This is a genomic window from Bradyrhizobium sp. SZCCT0153, assembly GCF_018129995.1.
Lineage (GTDB): Bacteria > Pseudomonadota > Alphaproteobacteria > Rhizobiales > Xanthobacteraceae > Bradyrhizobium > Bradyrhizobium japonicum_G.
Map to the genome: position 1 here is coordinate 815619 of NZ_JAFCKS010000002.1, position 20495 is coordinate 836113.

The 20495-nt window shown below is 65.3% G+C and carries 17 protein-coding genes; 5 read left to right on the forward strand and 12 right to left on the reverse strand.

Annotated features, from left to right (window positions below):
- Positions 1-31 precede the first annotated feature (31 nt).
- The 9 genes from JQ572_RS11490 to JQ572_RS11530 are packed head-to-tail and all read right to left on the reverse strand — an operon-like array spanning position 32 to position 9525.
- On the reverse strand, positions 32-1009 hold the full coding sequence (locus JQ572_RS11490; protein WP_211383114.1) for an ABC transporter permease: 978 nt from the start codon (positions 1007-1009) through the stop codon (positions 32-34).
- Positions 1006-1956, reverse strand: coding sequence for an ABC transporter permease (locus JQ572_RS11495; protein WP_211383115.1), 951 nt, complete (start codon positions 1954-1956; stop codon positions 1006-1008). Before JQ572_RS11495 ends, JQ572_RS11490 begins: the two co-directional genes overlap by 4 nt.
- Complete coding sequence (locus tag JQ572_RS11500) at positions 1949-3475, reverse strand: sugar ABC transporter ATP-binding protein (protein ID WP_211383116.1); 1527 nt, start codon at positions 3473-3475, stop codon at positions 1949-1951. The genes JQ572_RS11495 and JQ572_RS11500 overlap by 8 nt, the downstream gene beginning before the upstream one ends.
- Positions 3472-4866, reverse strand: coding sequence for an FAD-linked oxidase C-terminal domain-containing protein (locus tag JQ572_RS11505; RefSeq protein ID WP_211383117.1), 1395 nt, complete (start codon positions 4864-4866; stop codon positions 3472-3474). Before JQ572_RS11505 ends, JQ572_RS11500 begins: the two co-directional genes overlap by 4 nt.
- Before the next feature lie 57 nt (positions 4867-4923).
- Positions 4924-5808 carry an intradiol ring-cleavage dioxygenase gene (locus JQ572_RS11510; RefSeq protein ID WP_211383118.1) on the reverse strand — a complete coding sequence of 295 codons (885 nt, stop codon included), beginning with the start codon at positions 5806-5808 and terminating at the stop codon, positions 4924-4926.
- A 15-nt stretch (positions 5809-5823) separates the two neighbouring features.
- Positions 5824-6726, reverse strand: a complete 903-nt coding sequence (locus tag JQ572_RS11515; protein ID WP_211383119.1) for an NAD(P)-dependent oxidoreductase — start codon at positions 6724-6726, stop codon at positions 5824-5826.
- Positions 6727-6747: 21 nt separating this feature from the next.
- Positions 6748-8121, reverse strand: coding sequence for an amidohydrolase family protein (locus JQ572_RS11520; RefSeq protein ID WP_211383120.1), 1374 nt, complete (start codon positions 8119-8121; stop codon positions 6748-6750).
- Positions 8122-8125: 4 nt separating this feature from the next.
- Positions 8126-9205, reverse strand: coding sequence for a maleylacetate reductase (locus JQ572_RS11525; RefSeq protein WP_211383121.1), 1080 nt, complete (start codon positions 9203-9205; stop codon positions 8126-8128).
- Positions 9202-9525: a Dabb family protein gene (locus tag JQ572_RS11530; protein ID WP_211383122.1), complete on the reverse strand. Its 324-nt coding sequence runs from the start codon at positions 9523-9525 to the stop codon at positions 9202-9204. The genes JQ572_RS11525 and JQ572_RS11530 overlap by 4 nt, the downstream gene beginning before the upstream one ends.
- A gap of 108 nt (positions 9526-9633) precedes the next feature.
- On the opposite strand from JQ572_RS11530, the gene JQ572_RS11535 reads away from it, so the two are divergent.
- The 5 genes from JQ572_RS11535 to JQ572_RS11555 all read left to right on the forward strand — a co-directional run bounded on the left by JQ572_RS11535 (position 9634) and on the right by JQ572_RS11555 (position 15726).
- Positions 9634-10557, forward strand: a complete 924-nt coding sequence (locus JQ572_RS11535; RefSeq protein WP_211383123.1) for a LysR family transcriptional regulator — start codon at positions 9634-9636, stop codon at positions 10555-10557.
- Between the two features lie 13 nt (positions 10558-10570).
- On the forward strand, positions 10571-12016 hold the full coding sequence (gene xylB, locus JQ572_RS11540) for a xylulokinase (RefSeq protein ID WP_211383124.1): 1446 nt from the start codon (positions 10571-10573) through the stop codon (positions 12014-12016).
- 130 nt (positions 12017-12146) lie between these two features.
- A complete protein-coding gene (locus JQ572_RS11545) occupies positions 12147-13670 on the forward strand; it encodes a sugar ABC transporter ATP-binding protein (RefSeq protein WP_211383125.1) in 1524 nt (507 codons plus the stop codon).
- On the forward strand, positions 13663-14700 hold the full coding sequence (locus JQ572_RS11550) for an ABC transporter permease subunit (protein WP_211383126.1): 1038 nt from the start codon (positions 13663-13665) through the stop codon (positions 14698-14700). The genes JQ572_RS11545 and JQ572_RS11550 overlap by 8 nt, the downstream gene beginning before the upstream one ends.
- A gap of 78 nt (positions 14701-14778) precedes the next feature.
- Positions 14779-15726: an ABC transporter substrate-binding protein gene (locus tag JQ572_RS11555; RefSeq protein ID WP_211383127.1), complete on the forward strand. Its 948-nt coding sequence runs from the start codon at positions 14779-14781 to the stop codon at positions 15724-15726.
- Between the two features lie 132 nt (positions 15727-15858).
- On the opposite strand, the gene JQ572_RS11560 is transcribed toward JQ572_RS11555, so the two are convergent.
- The 3 genes from JQ572_RS11560 to JQ572_RS11570 form a co-directional block, all read right to left on the reverse strand.
- A complete protein-coding gene (locus JQ572_RS11560) occupies positions 15859-17394 on the reverse strand; it encodes a glucosamine inositolphosphorylceramide transferase family protein (protein ID WP_211383128.1) in 1536 nt (511 codons plus the stop codon).
- 29 nt (positions 17395-17423) lie between these two features.
- Positions 17424-18599 (reverse strand): glycosyltransferase family 4 protein, encoded by a 1176-nt coding sequence (locus tag JQ572_RS11565; RefSeq protein WP_211383129.1) that lies wholly within the window; start codon positions 18597-18599, stop codon positions 17424-17426.
- Between the two features lie 271 nt (positions 18600-18870).
- Positions 18871-20217 (reverse strand): lipopolysaccharide biosynthesis protein, encoded by a 1347-nt coding sequence (locus JQ572_RS11570; RefSeq protein WP_211383130.1) that lies wholly within the window; start codon positions 20215-20217, stop codon positions 18871-18873.
- Positions 20218-20495: the final 278 nt, after the last annotated feature.

Sequence of the window (20495 nt, forward strand, 5' to 3'; positions counted from 1 at the left end):
CCCTCGTTTTGCTTGTTGGTAGTCCAGGAACTCATTGCGCGCGGCGGCGGGTCTTCATGTCGAGCCAGACCGCGAGAATGACGATGATGCCGGTGACCAGCGGCTGCCAGTTGGCGCTGACCGACAAGAGATTCATGCCGTTCAGCACCAGCGTCAGGATCAACGCGCCGATGAAGGTGCCGAACACGGTGCCGACGCCGCCGAACAGCGAGGTGCCGCCGATCAGCACGGCCGCGATCGCGGGCAGCGTCAGGCTTTCGCCGATGTCGGCCTCGGCCGAATTGAGCCGCGACAGGAAGATGATCGAGGCGAGCCCCGCCATGGTGCCGGAGACGGCGTAGACCAGCAGCAGGCGGCGTGCGACGGGAATGCCGGACAGCCGGGCCGCGACCGGGTTGGCACCGATCGCATAGATCTCCTGGCCCCAGATCGTGCGCTGCGCAAACAGCGTCCCGATCCCGAGGAACACCAGCAGCAGATAGACCGGGATCGGCAGGCCGAACAGATAGCCGCTGCCGATCTGGCGGAAGCCCGCCGGAAAGCCGTGCAGGGTCTCGCCCGCCATGTACCAATAGGTCAGGCCGTTCAGCACCCAGAGCATGCCGTAGGTGGCGATGAAGGAGGGGATGCGCAGGGCAGTGACCATGACCCCGTTGAGAAGCCCGACGATGCCGCCGCAGGCGATTCCGGTCAGGATGCCGAGCGCCGGCGAGCCTGTCTTGTGGATCACGGTCCCGGCGATACAGGCGGACAGCGCGACGTTGGCGCCGACGGAGAGGTCGAGGCCGGCGGTGAGCACCACCAGCGTGAGACCGGAGGCGATGAAGAAGGTCAGGCTGGCCTGCCGGAGCACATTGAGGATGTTGCCGAGGCTCAGGAAGGAATCGCTGAGCACCGCGAGCACCGCACAGATCAGCAGCGCCGCGAGCAGGCGATAGAATACCTGGACCGCATCCTGCGACAGCAAGGAACGGGACGGCACGATGGCCTCCTTGGTGATGTCGGTCATGCGTGGCTCCTGAGACCATCGAGGAACAGCGCGACGATGACGAGGACACCGACGCTCGCGACCTGCACCGAGGATGGCATCGAGATCAGGTTCAGCCCGTTGCGCAGCACACCGACCGCGATCACGCCAAGCAACGTGCCGAGCAGCCAGCCATTGCCGCGCTCGAAGGAGGTGCCGCCGACCGCGACGGCCGCAATCGCATCGAATTCGAGGCCGAGGCCGGCGGTGGGGTGGCCGGAATTCATCCGCGCGGTCATCAGCAGGCCCGCGATGCCGGCCATGGCGCCGCCGATCGCATAGACCGCGATCAGAAGCCGGTTCGGCGAGAGGCCGGCATAGCGCAGCGCCTCACGGTTGCCGCCGAGCGCGAAGATGTAGGTGCCGAAGCGGGTGTGATAGAGCAAGCCGTGAAACGCGGCGTAAGTCACCAGCGCCATCACGATCGGCACGGGGATGCCCAGTAGCGTCGCCGAGTAGATGTCGCGCACGCTGTGGGGGATGCCGACCACGCTCTGGCCGTCGCTGACGATCAGCGACAGGCCTTGCGCCATGCCGAGCGTGCCGAGCGTCGCGACGAAAGGCGGGATGCCGAGGATCGCGACCAGCCAGCCGTTGACGGTGCCGAAGGCGGCTCCCACGAGCAGGCCGGCACCGAGGCCGAGCAGCATCGATTGGGTCGCGAGCGAGACGATGGCGACGCAGAGCGAGGTCAGCGTCAGCACCGCGCCCATCGACAGGTCCAGCCCCTCGGTCATGATGATCAGGGTCATCGGCAGCGCCAGCATGGTCAGGATGGTCGACTGCACCAGCACGTTGGAGAGGTTGGCGACCGACAGGAAGCCGGGCGCGATCGCGCTGAACAGCGCGATCAGCAGCACCAGCACGATGGCAACGCCGGGAATGCGTTGCAGCGGATGGGGCTCGGAAACGACCGCGGCCTCACGCATGATGCATCCCCAGTCGCACGATGTTCTCCTCGGTCAGTTCGTTGCGCGTCAAATGCCCGGCGATGCGGCCCTCGCGCATCACATAGGCGCGATCGCAGACATGGCAGATCTCGACCTGCTCGGACGAGATCATCAGCGCAGCGGCGCCTTCCGCGACCAGCCGGTCGATCAGCGCAAAGATCTCGGATTTGGCTCCGACGTCGATTCCCCGCGTCGGCTCGTCGAAGATGAAGAGTTTTGAACCGGCCGCCAGCCATTTTCCGATCACGACCTTCTGCTGGTTGCCGCCCGAAAGCAGGCCGACGGTCTGCCGCGCGCTTGGCGTCGCGATCCTCAACTGCCGGATCAGGCCGTCGGAGGTGCGCTGTGCGCTGCGCTGGTCGAACAGGCCGCTCGGGAACAGCTTGCGCAGCGCCGACACCACCAGATTGTCGCTCACCGACCGCAGCAGCGCGAGACCCTCGCTCTTGCGGCTCTCCGGGATCAGCGCGATGCCGCGGCGGGCGGCGAGATCAGGCTCGCCGGAAATGCTCTTGCCGTCGAACACGATCTCACCTGACGTCACGGGATCGGCGCCGAAGATCGCGCGCGCGACTTCGCTGCGGCCGGAACCGACCAGACCGCAGAGGCCCACGATCTCGCCCCGCCGGACCTCGATGTTGATGTCCGAAATCCCTGTCGAGGCGGTCAGTCCCCTGACCTCCAGCAGCAGCTCGCCGGGCTTGTCGGCAAAGTTGCGCGGGTAGGTCATGTCGACGTTGCGGCCGACCATCATGCGGACGAGCTGGTCCGGCGTTACGTCTTCGGGCCGGACGCCGTCGATGCGGCGGCCGTCGCGCAGCACGGTGATGCGGTCGCCGAGCGCGAACACTTCGGCCATGCGGTGGGAGATGTAGACGATGGAGACGCCATCGGCCTTCAGCCGCGCGATCAGCGCGAACAGAAGCTCCGTTTCGCGGTCGGACAGCGCCGCCGTCGGCTCGTCCATCACGAGGATGCGGGCGTTCTGGCTGATCGCTTTCGCGATCTCGACCATCTGCTGCTGCGCCACGCCCAATTTGTCGACGATGGTGGAGGGATCGATGTCGAAGCCGATCGTGCCGAGCACGCGCCTCGCGTCGGCCAGAATCCTGCGGCGGTCGATGGTGCAGGGGATACGGCCCTTCGGCTCGCGGCCGAGGAAGATGTTCTGGGCGATATCGAGATGGGGGACGAGCGAGAACTCCTGGAAGATCACCGCGATGCCGAGCTTCTGCGCATCGGCGGTCGAGGAGATCGCGACCTTCTCGCCCTTGTAATAGAACTCGCCGGCGTCGGCGCGGTAGGCGCCGCACAGCACCTTCATCAGGCTCGACTTGCCGGCGCCGTTCTCCCCGAGCAGCATGTGGACTTCGCCGGGGAAGACGGCAAAGGACACGTCATCCAGCGCCTTGACGCCGGGAAACTCCTTGCTGATGCCGCGCAGCTCCAGCAGCGGCGTGGGCGAGACAGGCTCGATGGCCAATGCGGCGGTGCTCATGCGCGCGCTCCGCTTGCAAAGATCTTTCCGGGGTTCATCAGTCCATCAGGGTCGAGCGCGGTCTTGATCTGTCGCATCACGTCGACGGCTTCGCCGAGCTCGTCGGTGAGATAGTCGATCTTGCCGAGGCCGATACCGTGCTCGCCGGTGCAGGTGCCGTCCATGGCGATGGCGCGGGCGACCATGCGGGCCTGGAGCGCCTTGGCGCCTTCGGCCTCTTCGGGCTTCGCGGGGTCGATCAGGATCAGCATGTGGAAATTGCCGTCGCCGACATGGCCGACGATCGGCGCAATAAAGCCGTGCTCATCCGCATCGCGCCGGGTCTCGGTCAGGCATTCCGCCAGCCGCGAGATCGGCACGCAGACATCGGTGATCACGGCGCGCGCGCCGGGCCGCAGGCCCAGGCCCGCATAAAGCGTGTTGTCGCGCGCGTGCCAGAGCCGGCTGCGGTCTTCCGCCGCCTTGGCCCAGGCAAAGCCATGGCCGCCATGATCGGCGGCGATGGCTTGCGCGGCCTCGGCCTGCTCGGCGACGGAGGTCTCGGAGCCATGGAATTCGAAGAACAGGGTGGGAGCCTCGCGATAGCCGAGCTTTGCGTAGGCGTTGATGCCGCGCATCATGACGTCGTCGAGCAGCTCGATGCGCGCGACGGGGATCGCGGACTGGATCACGGAGATCGCCGTGTCGACGGCATTGTGCAGCGTGTCGAAGCTGCAGACCGCTGCCGAGATCGCCTGTGGCACCGGGTGCACCTTCAACGTGATCTCTGTGATGATCCCGAGCGTGCCTTCGGCCCCGACGAACATGCGCGTCAAATCGTAACCGGCGGCCGATTTGCGCGCGCGCCTGGCGGTTCGGATGACCCGGCCGTCGGCGAGCACCACCTCGAGCGCCATGACGTTGTCCTTCATGGTGCCGTAGCGCACTGCCATGGTGCCGGACGCGCGCGTCGACGTCATGCCGCCGATGGAGGCGTCCGCGCCGGGATCGATCGGAAAGAAAAGTCCGGTCCCTCGAAGCTCGGCATTGAGCTGCTTTCGCGTGATGCCGGGCTGCACCACGACATCCATGTCGCTGTCGTGCACGGTCAGAACCCTGTTCATGCGCGAGAAGTCGAAGCACACGCCGCCCGCGACGGAAGCGGCATTGCCTTCCAGCGAGGTGCCGGCGCCGAACGGCACGATTGGCATATTCGCGGCCGCGCACAGCTTGACGATCTCCGCGACCTCCTGGGTGGTCTCGGGGAAAACGACGATGTCGGGGGGCAGGTTGCGATAATGCGACTCGCTCTGCCCATGCTGGTCGAGCACGGCGCGAGCGACGCTCGCGCGCGGACCGATCATCCCCGACAGGCGATCGGCCAATATGCCCGTGCTGACACGCGGCCCCATCCTCACTCCCCGTCTGCTCCCTGTTGCCGGACTCTTGTCGGTCCGTCGCCGTCCAGTCTAGGCGGCTCTTGCATTGCTCGCGACCTGCTTCAGGCCGAAATCGTAATTGAGGTGAAAATAGTCGCCGTCCACCATGCGACCATCCGGCGCACGCCCCGCCGGATGACGGGTGAACTCGCGGATCAGGCTGTCCTTGACGCCGAACACGACGTCAGAGTCGAGATATTTGTCGCCGGCGACGAACACGTGGGTCACGAGCTGCTCGAAGCCGGGCGCCGAGATCATGAAGTGCACATGCGCCGGACGCCAGGGATGGCGGCCCTGCACCTCGAGCATCTCGCCGACCGGGCCGTCATGCGGGATCGGATAGGCGGCCGGCTTGATCGACCAGAAATGGAAGCGGCCGTTGGCGTCGGTGTGGAAGCGCGCGCGCATCGCGAGATTTCCGATCTCGTCGAGCTGCTGCACGTCGTAATAGCCGTCATCGTCGGAGTGCCAGACGTCCACGATGGCGCCCGCAAGCGGACGTCCGTCGACGGTCGAGACCGAGCCGGTGACCAGCATCGGGTCGCCTTCCATCGGGCCGGAGATATCGGCGCCGCTGTCCTTCTCCGGCGCTGCCTGGACGAAGAACGGTCCCAGCACCGTGGTCTCGGTCGCGCCTTCCGGCACCGGATGGTTGATCGCGTCGACCAGCATGGAGACGCCGAGCGTATCCGACAGCAGGATAAACTCCTGGCGCTTGTCGTCGCACATGTGCCCGGTGCGGGTCAGGAAGTCGATACCGTATTCCCATTCCTTCTGGGTCGGCCGCACCTCGCGGACGAAGGCATGAAGGTGGCGCACCAGAGCTTCGCTGACCTGCTTGATACGCGGATCGGTCGCGCCCGCGATCCGCTCAATCACCGCCTCGGTGATCGTGGTTTCGTTGAAGTTACGCATGTTTGCCTCCGTAGATCACAGCTTCGGCTCGCCGAGGCCGGACAACCGTTCCAGATGCTTGACGGTCGCGATGAAGTCGGTGTCGCCGTCGCCCTGTGCGATCAGCGATCCATAGGTCTCGCGCACCTGGGCGGCGAGCTGAAGCGGAACGCCGACGGCATGTCCGGCGCCGAGGATCAGGTCGAGATCCTTGGCCATCTGCTTGCATGAGAAGCTGGACTCGAAATCGCGGGTCCGCAGCGGCGCGGTCTTGTACTTCACCATGGGCGAGGTCACCGCGCTGTCGTCCAGCACCTTCAGAATATCCTGCCAGGCGATGCCGCCCTTGCGCGCCAGCGCCAGGCTCTCGGCCATCATCGCCGCCGATACCGCGATCATCAGATTGACCGCGAGCTTGGCGTAGCGAGCTTCCTCGGTCGGCCCGAGGTAGGTCTGGGCGCGGGTGAACGCCGCGAACAGCGGCTTTGCGTTTTCGAAGGCGTCTTTCGGCCCCGAGACGAAGCAGGTCAATGCGCCCGTGTGAACGATGCTGGCATTGCCGGAGACCGGCGCGCGCAGATAGAGGATGTCGCGTGCCTGCGCCGCGGCGCCGACATCAGCGGAGGCTTCGACGCTCACGGTGCTGGTCTCGATCAGGACGGCTCCGGGCGCCATTGCGGCGATGAGCCCGCTGGGGCCGAGCAGCGCGCCGCGCAAGGCTGCATCATCGGGCAGGGACGTGATGACCACCGCCTTGCCGCTCACGGCTTCAGCCGGCGAAGCAGCAATCGAAATTCCCTGCCTACGGGCCTCGCTGATCCGCGCTGCGCTCTGGTCGAACGCGGTGACGGCGTAACCGGCCTTGGCGACGAGCGCCGACATCGGCAGGCCCATCTTGCCGATCCCGATGAAAGCGACATTCCTTGAAGCGTCAGTCATTGATCTTGTCCATTGGCGCCTTCAGGCGGCGCGTCCCTGTCGTTCGATGTCCTGCACCAGCCGCCGGCCGGATTGCGCCAGCAACTCTTTCTTCGCTTCCAAGCCCGCAACCAGCAGTTGGCCGTTCCGTTTCTTCCAGGAGCCCCCGATCATGACGGCCTCGATATTGGCGAGGCTGGTCTGCATCACGACGGTCGCGATGGGATCGTGCACCGGAAAGAGGTTGAGATCCGAGGCGTTGATGATGACGAGGTCGGCAAGCTTGCCCGGCGTCAGAGAGCCGATCTGGTTGTCGCGGCCAAGCATGCGCGCACCCTCGATGGTGATCCAGCGCAGCGCTTCGCGGACCGGAATCGTAGTAGTCGCCGGAATCGTGCCGCTCACTTTGCGTGACTCGGCATTGTCGAGTGCCCGTTGCATCGACAGCGCGACGCGCGCGACGCCGAATAGGTCGCCGGCCAGCACGGATTCGAGGTCGATGCCGATCGTCGGCCGCACGCCGCGCTTGAGCAGCCGTCCGGTGATCGGGAAGCCGTGGCCCTGGATCATCTCGTTCTCTGGCGTGACGGAGAAGGACACACCGAGATCGACAAGACGATCGAGGAGATCGTCGGGCAGATCGTTGCCGTGGACGATGTTGATGCCGGCGCCAACGAGGCCGGCCTCGATCAGCTTCTCCCAGCCATCAGGCGTCTTCGCGGGGCCGCCACCCTGATGCATCGATGCGATCAGCTTGAGTTCGCGCGCCAGGCGGAAATCGTGCATGGCGACGTCCAGCGTCGAGTAGTGCGGGCCGAGGATCGCAAGACCAAGCGTGACGAGGCCGTCGCGGTCGGCGAGGGGCCCTGCCAGCAGCCGCTCGACCTCGCGGCGCGGATGCGGCACTTCCGAGAAATGCGGTTCGCCCGATTTTGGCTCAGGCTTCGGCGAGCCATGAAAGAAGGCGGCGCGGATCCCGCTCTCGACCAGGCCAAGCACGGCGGCGTCGGTGTGAGCGGGCGTCGGATTGTTGTGGCACCAGTCGACCAGCGTAGTGGTGCCGCAATTGATCTGGTTCAGCGCGCCGACGACGGTCGCAATGTAGATGTCCTCGGGCCGGAATACGGTCGCGAGCCCGGCATGCATGCGGCGGAAATATTCCAGCAGCGTCCAGTTCGCGGCATAGCCGCGCAGGGCCGTTTGCCAGGTGTGCATGTGTGCGTTGATGAGGCCGGGGATGACGATGCGCCCCGTGCCGTCGACGATCTCGGTCTCGGCCGCACCGCTGCCGAGGTCGATCGATGGGCGTACGTCGACGATGCGGATCCCGTCGACCAGCACGTCGCCGGCCGAAAAATCGCCGATCGAATCATCCATGCTGATGACCGTGGCGGATTTGATCAGCGTGCGCCGCATCGCTTTACGCCGCCGCTTCAATGGCAACAGGCCGTTCGCCGGCCCAGGCGCGCGCGATCAGGTCGCGGATGGCGCCGCGCTCGAGCGGGCGCGGATTCCAGTAGGCGTTGGTGACCGCGAGATCGGCTGCCTTGTCGATGCCGCTCTCGGGCATGCCGACGTCGCGCAGCGCGACCTTCGCACCTAGCCGTCCTGCAAGGTCATAAAGTCCCTGCGATGCATCGGTCGCACCGATTGCGCGCGAGATGCGTGCCATCGCGTCCGGCACCGCCGGTGCGTTGTAGGCGAGCGCATGCGGCAGTACGATGGTGTGGGTCTCTGCATGCGGCAGATTAAATGTGCCGCCGAGCGTGTGACAGAGCTTGTGATGCAGCGCCATGCCGACAGTGCCGAGGCAGACGCCGCACAGCCACGCGCCATATAGTGCTTCGGTGCGGGCCTCGCGGTCATCGCTCTTAATGGCGATGGCGGGCAGGGCGCGGGCCAGCGCGCGGATGCCTTGTTCCGCCATCAGCGAGGTGACGGGATTGGTATCGCGCGCGTAAAGCGCTTCCACCGCATGCGCGATCGCGTTGATGCCCGAGGTCGCGGCCAGGCTCGCCGGCAGCGTCAGGGTGAGATCGACGTCGTAGATCACGGTCTCCGGCAGCACCGCCGCGTCGCGCACCGTGGTCTTGAGGCCGTTCTCGGTCTGGCCGACGATCGGCGTCATCTCCGAGCCGGCATAGGTGGTGGGAATGCAGAGCTGGTTGACGCCGGTACGCAGCGCCAGCGCCTTGCCGAGACCCGTCGTCGATCCGCCGCCGAGCGAGACGACGCAGTCGGCGTCGCACGCCTTCATCGCCGCGAGCGCCCGCTCCGTGACATCGACCGGCGTATGCATGGTGGCGCCGGGAAAGATCCCGGCGTAGAGCGAGCCAAGCGCCGTCCCAAGGCTCTTGCCCTGCGCCTCCTGCTGCGGCGTCGTCAGCACCAGTGCGCGCTTGCCGCCGAGTCGCTCGACTTCGGCCTTGGCGCTAGCCAGCGTTCCGCTACCGAACACGACGCGGCAGGGCAGGTTTTCAAAGGTGAACGAACCGATCATGCGCCGGTCTCTTTGATGGGATAATCCACCTGGAAGCGGCCGATCCGCAAGTCGCCCAGCGCCTCGCGGACGCGCAAATGTTCGGGGTGGGTGGCGTAGGCGGCGAGAGCGGCGTGGTCGGTGAATTCGGAGAACAGCACCACGTCGCAGGCGTAATCGACATCGCTGACGTCGAGCCCTACTTCAATATGGGTGAGGCCCTCGATCCGGCCGCGCAGCCCCTCGAACAGGGTTTTGACCTTGGCCCGGGCGGCGGAACGCTCCGCTGGCGTCTCCCCGCGCAGCCGCCACATCACGATGTGCCTGATCGGGCCCGACATTTCCCAGTTTCCTCGCCTGCAATCTTGCTTCTGTTGCGGCCATTTTGGCTTGCGGGATACGGAAATAAAGGTCAATAATCGCAAGTCTCTTTTCCTAAATGTGGAAAAATGGATCGCCTGCTGCAATTGGAGGTATTTGCCAAGACGGCTGAACTCGGCAGCCTGTCCAAAGCTGCCGAAGCGCTGCGCATGTCCAATGCAGCCGCAAGCCGGCACCTCAGCGCGCTCGAGGAGCGCCTCGCCGTTCGGCTGATCGAGCGCAATACCCGCCGGCTGTGGTTGACGGAAGCGGGGCAGGAATTGCTGGAGAGGTCCAGCCGGGTTCTGAGCGAACTGGCGGAGGCCGAGGACATCGTCAGCGATCGCGCGCTGTCGCCGCAGGGCACGTTGCGAGTCACGAGCTCGCTGTCCTTTGCGGTAATCTATCTGGCGCCGATGCTGCCGGCTTTCCGCGCGCGCTATCCGAAGCTCAACATGCAGATCACCACCGCCAACCGCTACCCCGATTTCATCGAGGCCGGCATCGACGTCGCGATCCGGACGCGCGAGCAGGAGCCGGATTCGAACATCATCGTCCGCCGCATCGGCCAGATGCGGCGTGTGCTTGCGGCCGCGCCATCCTATCTCGCAAGCTGCGGCGAGCCGGAACAACCCGCCGATCTCGCGCGCCACAACATGCTGGTCTACAACCTCGCCAACGATCCCTATTCGCTGCGCCTGCGCAAAGCCCATGGCGCGCAGACCGTCCGCATCACGCCGACTCTCGACAGCAATGACGGCCAGGTCATCCGCGGCGCCGCCCTGGCAGGGCTCGGCATCCTCATCCAGCCGCTCTACATCGTGCAAAGCGACATCGCCGCGGGCCGTCTCGTCCCGGTGCTGATGGACTGGGAGTTGCCGCTGCTCACGATGAACATCGCCTATCAGAACCGTGCCGGACTGCCCGCCAAGATCAGGGTGTTTTCCGACTTCCTGGTCACCCACATCCGCGAGCATTCGGAGCCAGGGATCTGGATCGACGCGGCGAAGTGAGCGGGGAGCATCCATGTATCTCGGCATCGATCTTGGCACTTCGGCGGTCAAGACCGTTCTCGTCGACGGTGCCCAGCGTGTGATTGCAAGCGAGAGCCGGCCGCTCCCGACCGCATCGCCGCAGCCCGGCTATTTCGAGCAGGATTCCGCACATTGGGTCGAGGCAACCTTTGCCACGCTGGATGCGCTGAAGGCGACGCATGCCGGCGCGTTGGCGGCCGTCGAAGGCATAGGGCTGTCCGGCCAGATGCATGGCGCCACGCTGCTCGATGCGAGCTCGAGACCGCTGCGGCCTTGCATCCTCTGGAACGACGGACGCTCAGCCGCGGAGTGTCGTGTCCTGGAACGACGCTGGCCCGCCTTGCGTGCGACGACGGGCAACAAGGCGATGCCGGGATTCACCGCGCCGAAGCTGCTCTGGATCGCGACGCACGAGCCTGAAATTTTCGCGGCGACGAAACTCGTTCTGCTTCCAAAGGCCTATTTGCGCCTGGTGCTGAGCGGCGAGGCAATCGAGGACGTCTCGGACGCGTCGGGATCGCTGTGGCTCGATGCCGCGCGCCGGGACTGGTCGGACGCGGCACTGGCAGCGACCGGACTGTCGCGCGATCAGATGCCGCGTCTGGTCGAGGGATGCGCGCCCGCAACGACACTGCGCGGCGAGCTGGCGCGGCGCTGGGGCATGAGCAAGCCGCCAGTGATCGCAGGCGGTGCCGGAGACAATCCGGCGGGCGCCATCGGCATCGGCGCGATCCAGCCGGGAACCGCCTTCCTGTCCCTGGGAACCTCGGGTGCCTTGCTGGCCCCGACGAGCACAATCGCCGCCAATCCCGACCGCGCGGTGCATACGTTCTGCCACGCTATTCCCGCGATGTGGATTCAGGCCGGCGCGATCCTCTCGGCCGCCTCTTGCCTGGCCTGGATCGCGCGCCTGTTCGGCGCCACCGAGGCCGAGTTGCTGGCCCCGCTTGGAACGCGCCCGCAGGCGCCGTCGCCCGTGAGCTTCCTGCCTTATCTTGCGGGAGAGCGCACTCCGCACGACGATCCCGTCGTGCGCGGCTTGCTGGATGGCTTGAGCCATGGCACCGATCGCGGCCCGATCGTGCAGGCGGTGCTCGAGGGCGTTGCCTTCGCGCTTGCCGATTGCCGTGACGCGCTCGCGGATGCCGGCATTGCGATTGCGGAAGCCGACGCCATCGGCGGTGGTTCACGGTCCCGGTTCTGGCTTTCGGTGCTGGCAAATGTGCTGAATGTTCCAATCCATCGCTTCGCGGGAGGCGAAACCGGCGCGGCGTTCGGTGCGGCGAGATTGGGGCGACTTGCTGTCACCGGTGAGGCGATCGCCGCCGTGTGCACGCGGCCGCAGCGTGTCGAGACGTTCGAACCCGACGCAGGACTGGTCGATGCTTACGCCGAGCGGCTTCCCGCGTGGCGTGTACTGTATCGTCCGCGCCACTAGCATCGCCTCGACGTTGCATTCCCGTGTGTTCGGTATTGCCCTGTGCGGCGGGCTTTTGTTTAATGCGTGGACCGCGCTGACAAGAAGATCGAGACGCGGGTAGGAAACGCATTGTGCGTCGGGAGGCACGATGAACGATCCGATCCTCGAGATGCGCGGGGTCTCAAAATCCTTCTTTGGCATCAAGGCGCTGCGTGCCGTCGATCTCACCGTCCATGCCGGCGAAATTCATGCCTTGATGGGCGAGAACGGCGCCGGAAAATCGACGCTGATGAAGATCCTGTCCGGCGCCTACAGGCCTGATCCCGGCGGCGAGATCCGCATCGAGGGAAGCCCGGTGCGGATCGAAGGTCCGCTCGGCGGCCGCGCGGCGGGCATCTCCATCATCTACCAGGAGCTGTCGTTGGCTCCCAATCTCAGCGTTGCCGAGAATATCTATCTCGGCCGGGAGATATCGCGATCAGGCTTGCTGGCGCGCGGCGCCATGCGCGAGGGCGTCGGCTCCATCCTGAAACGGCTGGGCGCGGATTTCCTGCCATCGACGCTGGTGGCGCATCTCTCCATGGGCCAGCGGCAACTGGTCGAGATCGCCCGTGCGCTGCACGCGAAATCGAAAATCCTGATCATGGACGAACCGACCACCGCCTTGTCGGCCGGCGAGAGCGCGCGGTTGTTCGCGCTGATCCGCCAGCTTCGGGCGGAGGGGCTTGCCATCATCTACATCTCGCATCGCATGGACGAGGTTTACGCGCTCGGCGACCGCGTCACCGTGCTTCGCGACGGCCGGCTGGTCGGGTCGCTCGACAAGCAGGACATCCGGGCCGACACCATCGTTCGGCTGATGGTCGGGCGTGACGTCTCCTCCTTTTACAAGAAGGATCACGATCCTGAGGCGGGGCGAGGGCATCCCGTGCTCGCAGCGACCGACATGGCCGACGGCCAGCGCGTCAAGGGCTGCTCGCTGACCGTGCATGCGGGCGAGGTTGTGGGCCTCGCCGGCCTGATCGGCGCCGGGCGCACCGAGCTTGCGCATCTCATCATCGGCGCGGCACCGCGAACGTCGGGCCGCCTCGAACTTGAGGGCCGCGCGGTCGACATCCGCAGCCCGGGCGCGGCACTCGAGGCCGGCATCGCCTATCTGACGGAGGACAGGAAGGCGCTCGGTCTGTTCCTCGACATGTCATGTCTGGACAACATCAATCTGGCTGTGCTCGCGCGCGATGCGAAGCTCGGCTGGTTTCTGGATCGCGACAAGGCGCGTGAGCGCGCCGACCGCGCCTTCGCGGGGCTCAGCATCCGTGCCGCCGATGTCGGCGTCCCCGCCGGTGGCCTGTCCGGCGGCAACCAGCAGAAGGTGCTCCTGTCGCGGCTTCTTGCCATTGCGCCGAAGGTCCTGATCCTGGACGAGCCGACGCGTGGCGTTGACGTCGGCGCCAAGTCCGAGATCTATTCGATCATCGACAATCTGGCCAAGGCCGGCACCGCGGTCCTCGTCATCTCGTCCGATCTGCCCGAGATCATCGGCATCTGCGACCGCGTCATCGTGATGCGATCGGGGCTTGTTGCTGGCGAGGTCAGGCGAACCGAATCGACGCAGTTGAGCCAGGAAGACATCATGGCGCTCGCCACGGGGATGGAGCAACTCGATGCATGACAGCCCTCCGAAAGCGGACACTGCCACCGCCGCGGGCCTCGCGGCAGCGCAGGAGACGAAGCGTCAGCGCATCAGGCTCGTGATCCGCGCGGCCGGCATGCTGCCGGTGTTGTTGATCTTGTGCGGCGGCTTCCACTTCCTGTCGGAGGGCCGCTTCTTCACCGGACAGAATCTCGGCATCGTGTTGCAGCAGGCCGCAGTGAACACCGTGCTCGCCGCAGGCATGACCTTCGTCATCCTCACCGGGGGCATTGACCTGTCGGTCGGGTCGATCCTGGCGGCCGCCGCCATGGCCGGGTTGACGCTCTCCAAGCTGCCGGAACTCGGGATGCTGTGGCTGCCGGCTGCGCTGGTCACGGGCCTTGGCTTCGGCGTCGTCAACGGCGCGCTGATCGCGCTCCTCCGCCTGCCGCCCTTCATCGTCACGCTCGGCTCTCTCACCGCCGTACGCGGTCTGGCGCGACTGCTCGGCGGCGACACCACGGTCTTCAACCCCTCCATTCCCTATGCGTTCATCGGCAACGGATCGCTGACGCTCGTTCCCGGCATCGCGTCGATCCCTTGGCTCTCGGTGATCGCCTTGCTCGTCATCCTCGTCTCCTGGCTGGTGCTGCGCCGGACCGTGCTCGGCGTGCACATCTATGCGGTGGGCGGCAATGAAAGCGCGGCGCGGCTTGCGGGCATCAAGGTCTGGGCCGTGCTGATATTCGTCTACGGCGTCTCGGGACTGTTCGCCGGTCTAGGCGGCGCCATGCAGGCGGCGCGGCTCTATGCGGCCAACGGCCTTCAGCTCGGTCAGTCCTATGAGCTCGATGCGATCACCGCCGTGATCCTGGGCGGCACCTCCTTCGTCGGCGGCATCGGCTCGATCTGGGGCACGCTGGTCGGTGCCTTGATCATCGCCGTGCTGTCGAACGGCCTGATCCTCGTCGGCGTCTCGGACATCTGGCAATATGTGATCAAGGGCCTTGTGATCATTGGCGCCGTGGCGCTGGACCGCTACCGGCTGCAAGGCTCGGCCAGAACTTGAGGGGCTCCGCCAGACGAGATTCCGTTACGGCAACTGGTCTGCCGTGGCGGGAATGAAGACAGACCAGGGAGGAAGCCAATGTTGAAGACGATCACGCTCGCCGGCGCCGTGACGGCGCTTGCCCTAAGCAGCGCACCATCTTTCGCCAAGGAGCTCAAATCGATCGGCGTCTCGCTCGGTTCGATGGGTAATCCGTTCTTCGTCGCGCTGTCGAAGGGCGCCGAGTTCGAGGCCAAAAAGACCAACCCCAATGTGAAGATCACGACGGTCGGCTTCGAATACGACCTCGGCAAGCAGGTGACCCAGATCGACAATTTCATCGCCGCCGGCGTCGACCTGATCCTGTTGAACCCCGGCGATCCCAAGGCGATCGGGCCGGCGATCAAGAAGGCGCAGGCGGCAGGCATCGTCGTCGTTGCGGTCGACACCGCGGCCGATGGCGCCGATGCTACCGTGACCACGAACAACGTGCAGGCCGGCGAGATCTCCTGCCAGTACATCGTCGACAAATTGGGCGGCAAGGGCGATGTCATCATCGAGAACGGGCCGCAGGTCTCCGCCGTGATCGACCGTGTCGTCGGCTGCAAGAACGTCTTGTCGAAGAACGCCGGCATCAAGGTGTTGTCGAGCGACCAGGACGGCAAGGGCTCGCGCGAAGGTGGCCTCACCGTCGCGCAGGGCTATCTGACCCGCTTCCCCAAGATCGACGCCATCTTCGCCATCAACGATCCGCAGGCGATCGGTACCGACCTTGCGGCGCGCCAGCAAAACCGCACCGGCATCGTCATCACCGCGGTCGACGGCGCGCCCGATATCGAGGCCGCGCTCAAGGACCCCGCGGCGCTGCAGATCCAGGCTTCCGCCTCGCAGGATCCGTTCTTCATGGCACGGCGGGCCGTGCAGGTCGGTGTCGGCATTCTCAACGGCCAGAAGCCGGCTTCGACGGTCGAGCTGCTGCCGTCCAAGCTCGTGACCAGGGACAATGTCGCCCAGTACAAGGGCTGGACCTCGGACCGTTCTCAGTAGAACGCGATCCCTGCGAGGAGCGCTCGACATACGCGATGCCGGACGGCGTTGATCCACGCCGTCCGTCATGGCGAATGTCGCGCAGCGCCGTGAAGACGAGAGATGCCGTCCGCGCGTAGCGCGCCGGTTGATTCAGCAGGCGGTATTTGGACTCGTGCGCGGCGACAAGACGGCCGATGGAAGTCTGCTCGCGAAGGCGCGAGTCTTGGGTTGGACACGCGATCCGTCGATCACCTCGAGCTGGCCGCAGCGATTCAACGTGTGCAGCTTCCGGCCGGGCCATGCCGGTCCGGGCCTCAGCGAGTGGCGGACGACCTGCTTGAACGTCGTCGGCGAGAGTTCGACGATTTCCGCCAGGGCGAGCGCCGCGCCGTATCCGTCGCTGCAATCTTGGATCGGTCGCCACAATCGGTCGTTGATCGTGACGAAATTCCCCGCCGGCCGCGCGCTCGCGCGGTCGATCAGGACCGGATTGCTGGCGTGCGGCAACCAGGGACCCATGAGGTGCTCGGCGTAATAGATCGCCAGCGAATCCGAATACCCGCCCGTGCCGTCGCGCCAGGCGCCAAACAGGTAATTCAGGCCGTTGTGCCGCATGATCGTCGCGTCGGCCAGTTCGAATCCCGAAAGCAGCGTCGCGTGCCGCTCCCATTTGTCCGGAAACCGAACGCATTTGTAGAGGGCGACGTCGCCGTTGAGCGAGCTCTCCGGGATCATCCACAATGCACCGTCGTCCTCGATCAGGAACGGATAGGAGAGGTGCCAGGGCTCCTCCAGCACGGGTACGGCGGCTCCGACCGGGCCGGCCTCGTCGAACTCTATCGCGGAAATGATGCCCTTGCCGACCCGGTGGTCGAGATCTTCAAAGAAGACGAATGTTCGTCCCTGCCACGTGATGGGGAAAGGATCGGCGTAGAAGTGATTTCCGGGATCGGCAAGCACGTTCCAGCCTGGTCCTGACAGATCTCCGGTCTGCCAGACGCCTGCGCCCTTGTTGAAGCGCCATCCGACATGCCAATGCGGGGCATAGCAGCAGAGGCGGTAGATCTCCTTGGCGATCGATATCGCGAGGCCGCGCGCGACATAGGCCGCCGGACGCCGTCCAATTCTCCCTGCGGCGGGGCGCGCCAGCTGCGGCACAATTCGCGGCCGTCCCGACAGGATTGCCGCCACCATGGTCAGGGTTCGCGCCATGACCGTTTCGAGCGCACCGCTCAAGCCGGCTGCGATCTCTCCGGAGGGATGGCCGCGGTCGAGGACTGCACCGTCGACCTCGTTGACGATGTCGATCACCGGCAGGTCGCCGGCGAGAATGGCGGCGAGCGCGGCGTTTTCGCCGGCGGCTCCGTTGAACAGCGGGCGGAGATACAGCCGGGCCGAGCTGCCGGGATCCCGCGCGGCGCCGGTGAAATCGACGATCACGTCGGCCGCGCCGGTTCGCGCCTGCATCCGTTCCGGATCGATCTTCAGCCTGTCGGCGCCGCCAGGCTTGCCCTTCTGCAACACCAGACGTTCGAGCGCGAACAGCGCGTCGAGACCTGTGGGCCGTGGCTCTGCCGTTGCCGTCCATGCGATCTGAACCGGCACATCCCGGCCGTCGATCGACAGCGTCTCGCGGTCCATCCACCGCCGCGCCTGCTCAATTTCGCAACGAAACTCGATAATCATGTCGAGCCGATCCGTTTCAATGCGTCCGGTCAAATGACCTGGCCGAGAATTTGAACGTATTCCTCCACCATGGCGTCCACCGAATAGCGCAGCTTCAGGCCTTTGGCGTTTCGTCGCAGTTCATCGCTCAGCTGCTGGTCCGACAGGAGCATGGAGACGGCGGCCGACAGCTTGGTATGATCGGAAGCATCGACGAACAGCGCCGTCGGTTTTCCTTCGTAGGACAGCACCTCGCGCAAGACGGGCAGATCGGTGACGACCGAAGGAACGCCCGCGTTCGCGGCCTCGACAGCGGCCAGACCAAAGGTTTCGGCCTGTGTCGGAAAGACGAACACGTCGAGACAGGCGAGAAACTCCGCCATCTGGTGCGGGGTGATCTCGCCGAGCAGATGCAGCCGGTCCGCGACTTTCAAGTCATCCGCCAACTGCCGCAGCCGGGATTCGTCGGCGCCCTGGCCCGCCAGCGCGAGGTGCCAGGACGGTTGATCCGGCAACAGGCGTATCGCCGCATCGAGCCGCTTGTGCGGGTGCAGTCTTGCGGCGCAGCCGAGCAGGACGCGATCCGGCGGCAGGTTGAATTTCCGGCGCGCAGCTTCCTTCGGCAGGGTGAGGGCCTTGTCGTCGAAGCCGTGCGGGACATGCACCATGCGCGACCGATAGGCCTTCGGATAGTGCGAATACTCGCGCTGCATGTCCAGCGAGTTGAGCGTGATGAGGTCGAAGAAGCCGAGGCTGCCCATGAAGATGTCGGCCGTACGGACCGGCCAGCTCATCGCCAGCGCGGATGACACCTGGTTGGCGATGACGGGCGCGCGGCAGACGAGGCGCGCGACGCCGGCGCCGATGACGTTGCCGAAATGCTGAAACGTCAGGACGGCGTCGGGCCTGGTTGTCCTGATATGGCGGCCGAGCGTCCACAGCATCCGGAGCAGGGCCAGCGGACTTCCCGGCCGGCTCGAGGCGCAGTAGATCGTATCGGGCGGCTCGTCGAACGAGTCCGACTTGCGGAAGAAGAACAGATTGGTGACCCGGTGGCCGCGGGCGGTCAGGCCGGCGCCGAGCAGCCGGGAGATCTCCTGCGCGCCGGCGTTCTCGGCCTGGGTCTGCACGAGAAGGACGTGCAGCTTTCGGCCGCTGCCGCCCGGTGGCGGGAGGGCTGTCGCAGTCGTCTCGCTCAACGCCTTGTTTGGCTGGTAATGGAGCACGGATCCCGACCCGCTGAAGAAACGAAATGTTCACCTTCTTGGCCCCGTACCTACCATGCGGACACCGCGTGAACACCGACTAGCAACAAACGGAGTTAATGCGCGGTCTGACGGACGGCAGCGTTCACGACGGAATTCCGCTGGTTCCACACGAAGGGAAGCGAGCGCGTCAACCATTCGATCCTGGTCGCGCAAGCAGCGGATCACCGCCAATTTAACCATGGATATTTAAGTATTGCCGAGCCGGGCAATTGCCCGATTGACTCGATGTCTATTCGCCGGAGTCCGCGCCGCGGACCGCGTAGGCGCCGCGCTTGGATGCCGACAAGCGCAAAAGTCCCAGAATTGAAGGATCGACCCCGGTTCGCTGCCGGCAGAGGATGTTGAGGGCGATGGTTGCGAGCGCCAGCGACACGGTGGCCGAGATTGCTGCGCCGAGCACGCCGAGCCAGGGAATGAGGACGAGGAATCCGACCAGCCTCAGCGCCACGTTGGCGGCGACGACGGGGACGTACTCGCGCTCATAGCCGGTCAGCTGCAATATCGCCGCAGATGGGCCGCCCGCCGCCTGGAAGGCCGTTCCGATCGCGAGCACGATCAGAACCCAGTGCTGCGCGGCGAAATGAGGCCCGAACAGGTTGAGGAGATGGGGGCCGCCGATCCAGATCAGCAGCAGCCCGCTGACCACGCACAACGCGGTCACTTCCGCCATGAGCCGCAACGTTCGCTCGAATTCCTGGTGGTTCTTGCTGAAATACAGCGAGGGCAGCCGCCGTGCGCCGAAACTGTACAGCGCGGCCGACAGCATGGCGAAGATGTTGGCCAGGCGCGAAGCGGCGAAGTAAATTCCGGCGGTTGCCGGATCCAGCATCCAGTAGACGAGGATCACGTCGAAATACTGGTTCGCGGCTTCGAGGATGGACGCGACCCAGAAATGAAGCGCGCTCGATCTCCAGCGGGACGTCTCGGAACGCACCGCCGTGCCGCGGAAATCCGGCAGAGCTCGCGTGATCGCGATGAGCTGTGCGACCAGGCCGACTGACATGGCAATCGTCATCACGGCGATCAATTCGGCGGGATCGAGCTGCCGATGGCCGAACATGATCGCGAACAGAAACATCACGACGCTGACCCGCCAGAAGAACTCCCTGTTTCCTTCTCCCATGAGAATGCTGACCAGCGAGCGCGCGATCTGGCTGCCAAGCATCAGTCCCGCATTCACGGCGGTATAGGCCGATACCGCGAGTACCAGCAGCCACCCGTCGCCTCTCATGCTCGCCACGATCGCGATCGCGCCGATCGCGATCAGCATCGCGACGAAGGAAATCCTGAGGCTCGATAGCAGCACGCCTTTGGTAAGATCGGGCTGATTTCCTACCCGATACTCGTTCAGAAATCGCACCAGCAGCGATTCCTGTCCGACCAGTCCCACGACCGCTGCCATCTGGGCCACCGAAAGCCAGGTCGCGAAGATGCCGAACCCGTCGGGCGACATCGTTCGTGCCGCCAGCGAGAACAACGCAAACGCGAGCGCGCCGCTACCAACCTTGAGCAGGATGGTTCCGGCAACACCGCGCGTCACGTCGCGCCGCATGAACTGGACGATGGATTCAATCATGGAAGTTTAAGGGGTAACTCCCCCCGAAGAGACATTTTCCGATACGGCCGTCAGCCTAGCATGCCGAAAAACCGCGAGTGTTAATGGGCGTCCTCCAGGACCTTGCTGATCGCGAAGACGTCGGGGCCGCGCCGGTTGCTTCACTATGGAACATCGCTGTCCCCATTGTGCCAGATCGAGCAAAGCCCGGCCGGATCGTTTGGCGGCATAGCGTCGCATCGACGGCCGATAAAGCGGAGAACAGCCGTTCGAGCGCGGATTGTCTCACCGGGAATCGC

Coding starts and splice junctions, on each gene's coding strand:
- JQ572_RS11490 (WP_211383114.1), bottom strand. CDS start 1,009: ATGACCGACATCACCAAGGAGGCCATCGTGCCGTCCCGTTCCTTGCTG.
- JQ572_RS11495 (WP_211383115.1), bottom strand. CDS start 1,956: ATGCGTGAGGCCGCGGTCGTTTCCGAGCCCCATCCGCTGCAACGCATT.
- JQ572_RS11500 (WP_211383116.1), bottom strand. CDS start 3,475: ATGAGCACCGCCGCATTGGCCATCGAGCCTGTCTCGCCCACGCCGCTG.
- JQ572_RS11505 (WP_211383117.1), bottom strand. CDS start 4,866: ATGGGGCCGCGTGTCAGCACGGGCATATTGGCCGATCGCCTGTCGGGG.
- JQ572_RS11510 (WP_211383118.1), bottom strand. CDS start 5,808: ATGCGTAACTTCAACGAAACCACGATCACCGAGGCGGTGATTGAGCGG.
- JQ572_RS11515 (WP_211383119.1), bottom strand. CDS start 6,726: ATGACTGACGCTTCAAGGAATGTCGCTTTCATCGGGATCGGCAAGATG.
- JQ572_RS11520 (WP_211383120.1), bottom strand. CDS start 8,121: ATGCGGCGCACGCTGATCAAATCCGCCACGGTCATCAGCATGGATGAT.
- JQ572_RS11525 (WP_211383121.1), bottom strand. CDS start 9,205: ATGATCGGTTCGTTCACCTTTGAAAACCTGCCCTGCCGCGTCGTGTTC.
- JQ572_RS11530 (WP_211383122.1), bottom strand. CDS start 9,525: ATGTCGGGCCCGATCAGGCACATCGTGATGTGGCGGCTGCGCGGGGAG.
- JQ572_RS11535 (WP_211383123.1), top strand. CDS start 9,634: ATGGATCGCCTGCTGCAATTGGAGGTATTTGCCAAGACGGCTGAACTC.
- xylB (WP_211383124.1), top strand. CDS start 10,571: ATGTATCTCGGCATCGATCTTGGCACTTCGGCGGTCAAGACCGTTCTC.
- JQ572_RS11545 (WP_211383125.1), top strand. CDS start 12,147: ATGAACGATCCGATCCTCGAGATGCGCGGGGTCTCAAAATCCTTCTTT.
- JQ572_RS11550 (WP_211383126.1), top strand. CDS start 13,663: ATGCATGACAGCCCTCCGAAAGCGGACACTGCCACCGCCGCGGGCCTC.
- JQ572_RS11555 (WP_211383127.1), top strand. CDS start 14,779: ATGTTGAAGACGATCACGCTCGCCGGCGCCGTGACGGCGCTTGCCCTA.
- JQ572_RS11560 (WP_211383128.1), bottom strand. CDS start 17,394: ATGATTATCGAGTTTCGTTGCGAAATTGAGCAGGCGCGGCGGTGGATG.
- JQ572_RS11570 (WP_211383130.1), bottom strand. CDS start 20,217: ATGATTGAATCCATCGTCCAGTTCATGCGGCGCGACGTGACGCGCGGT.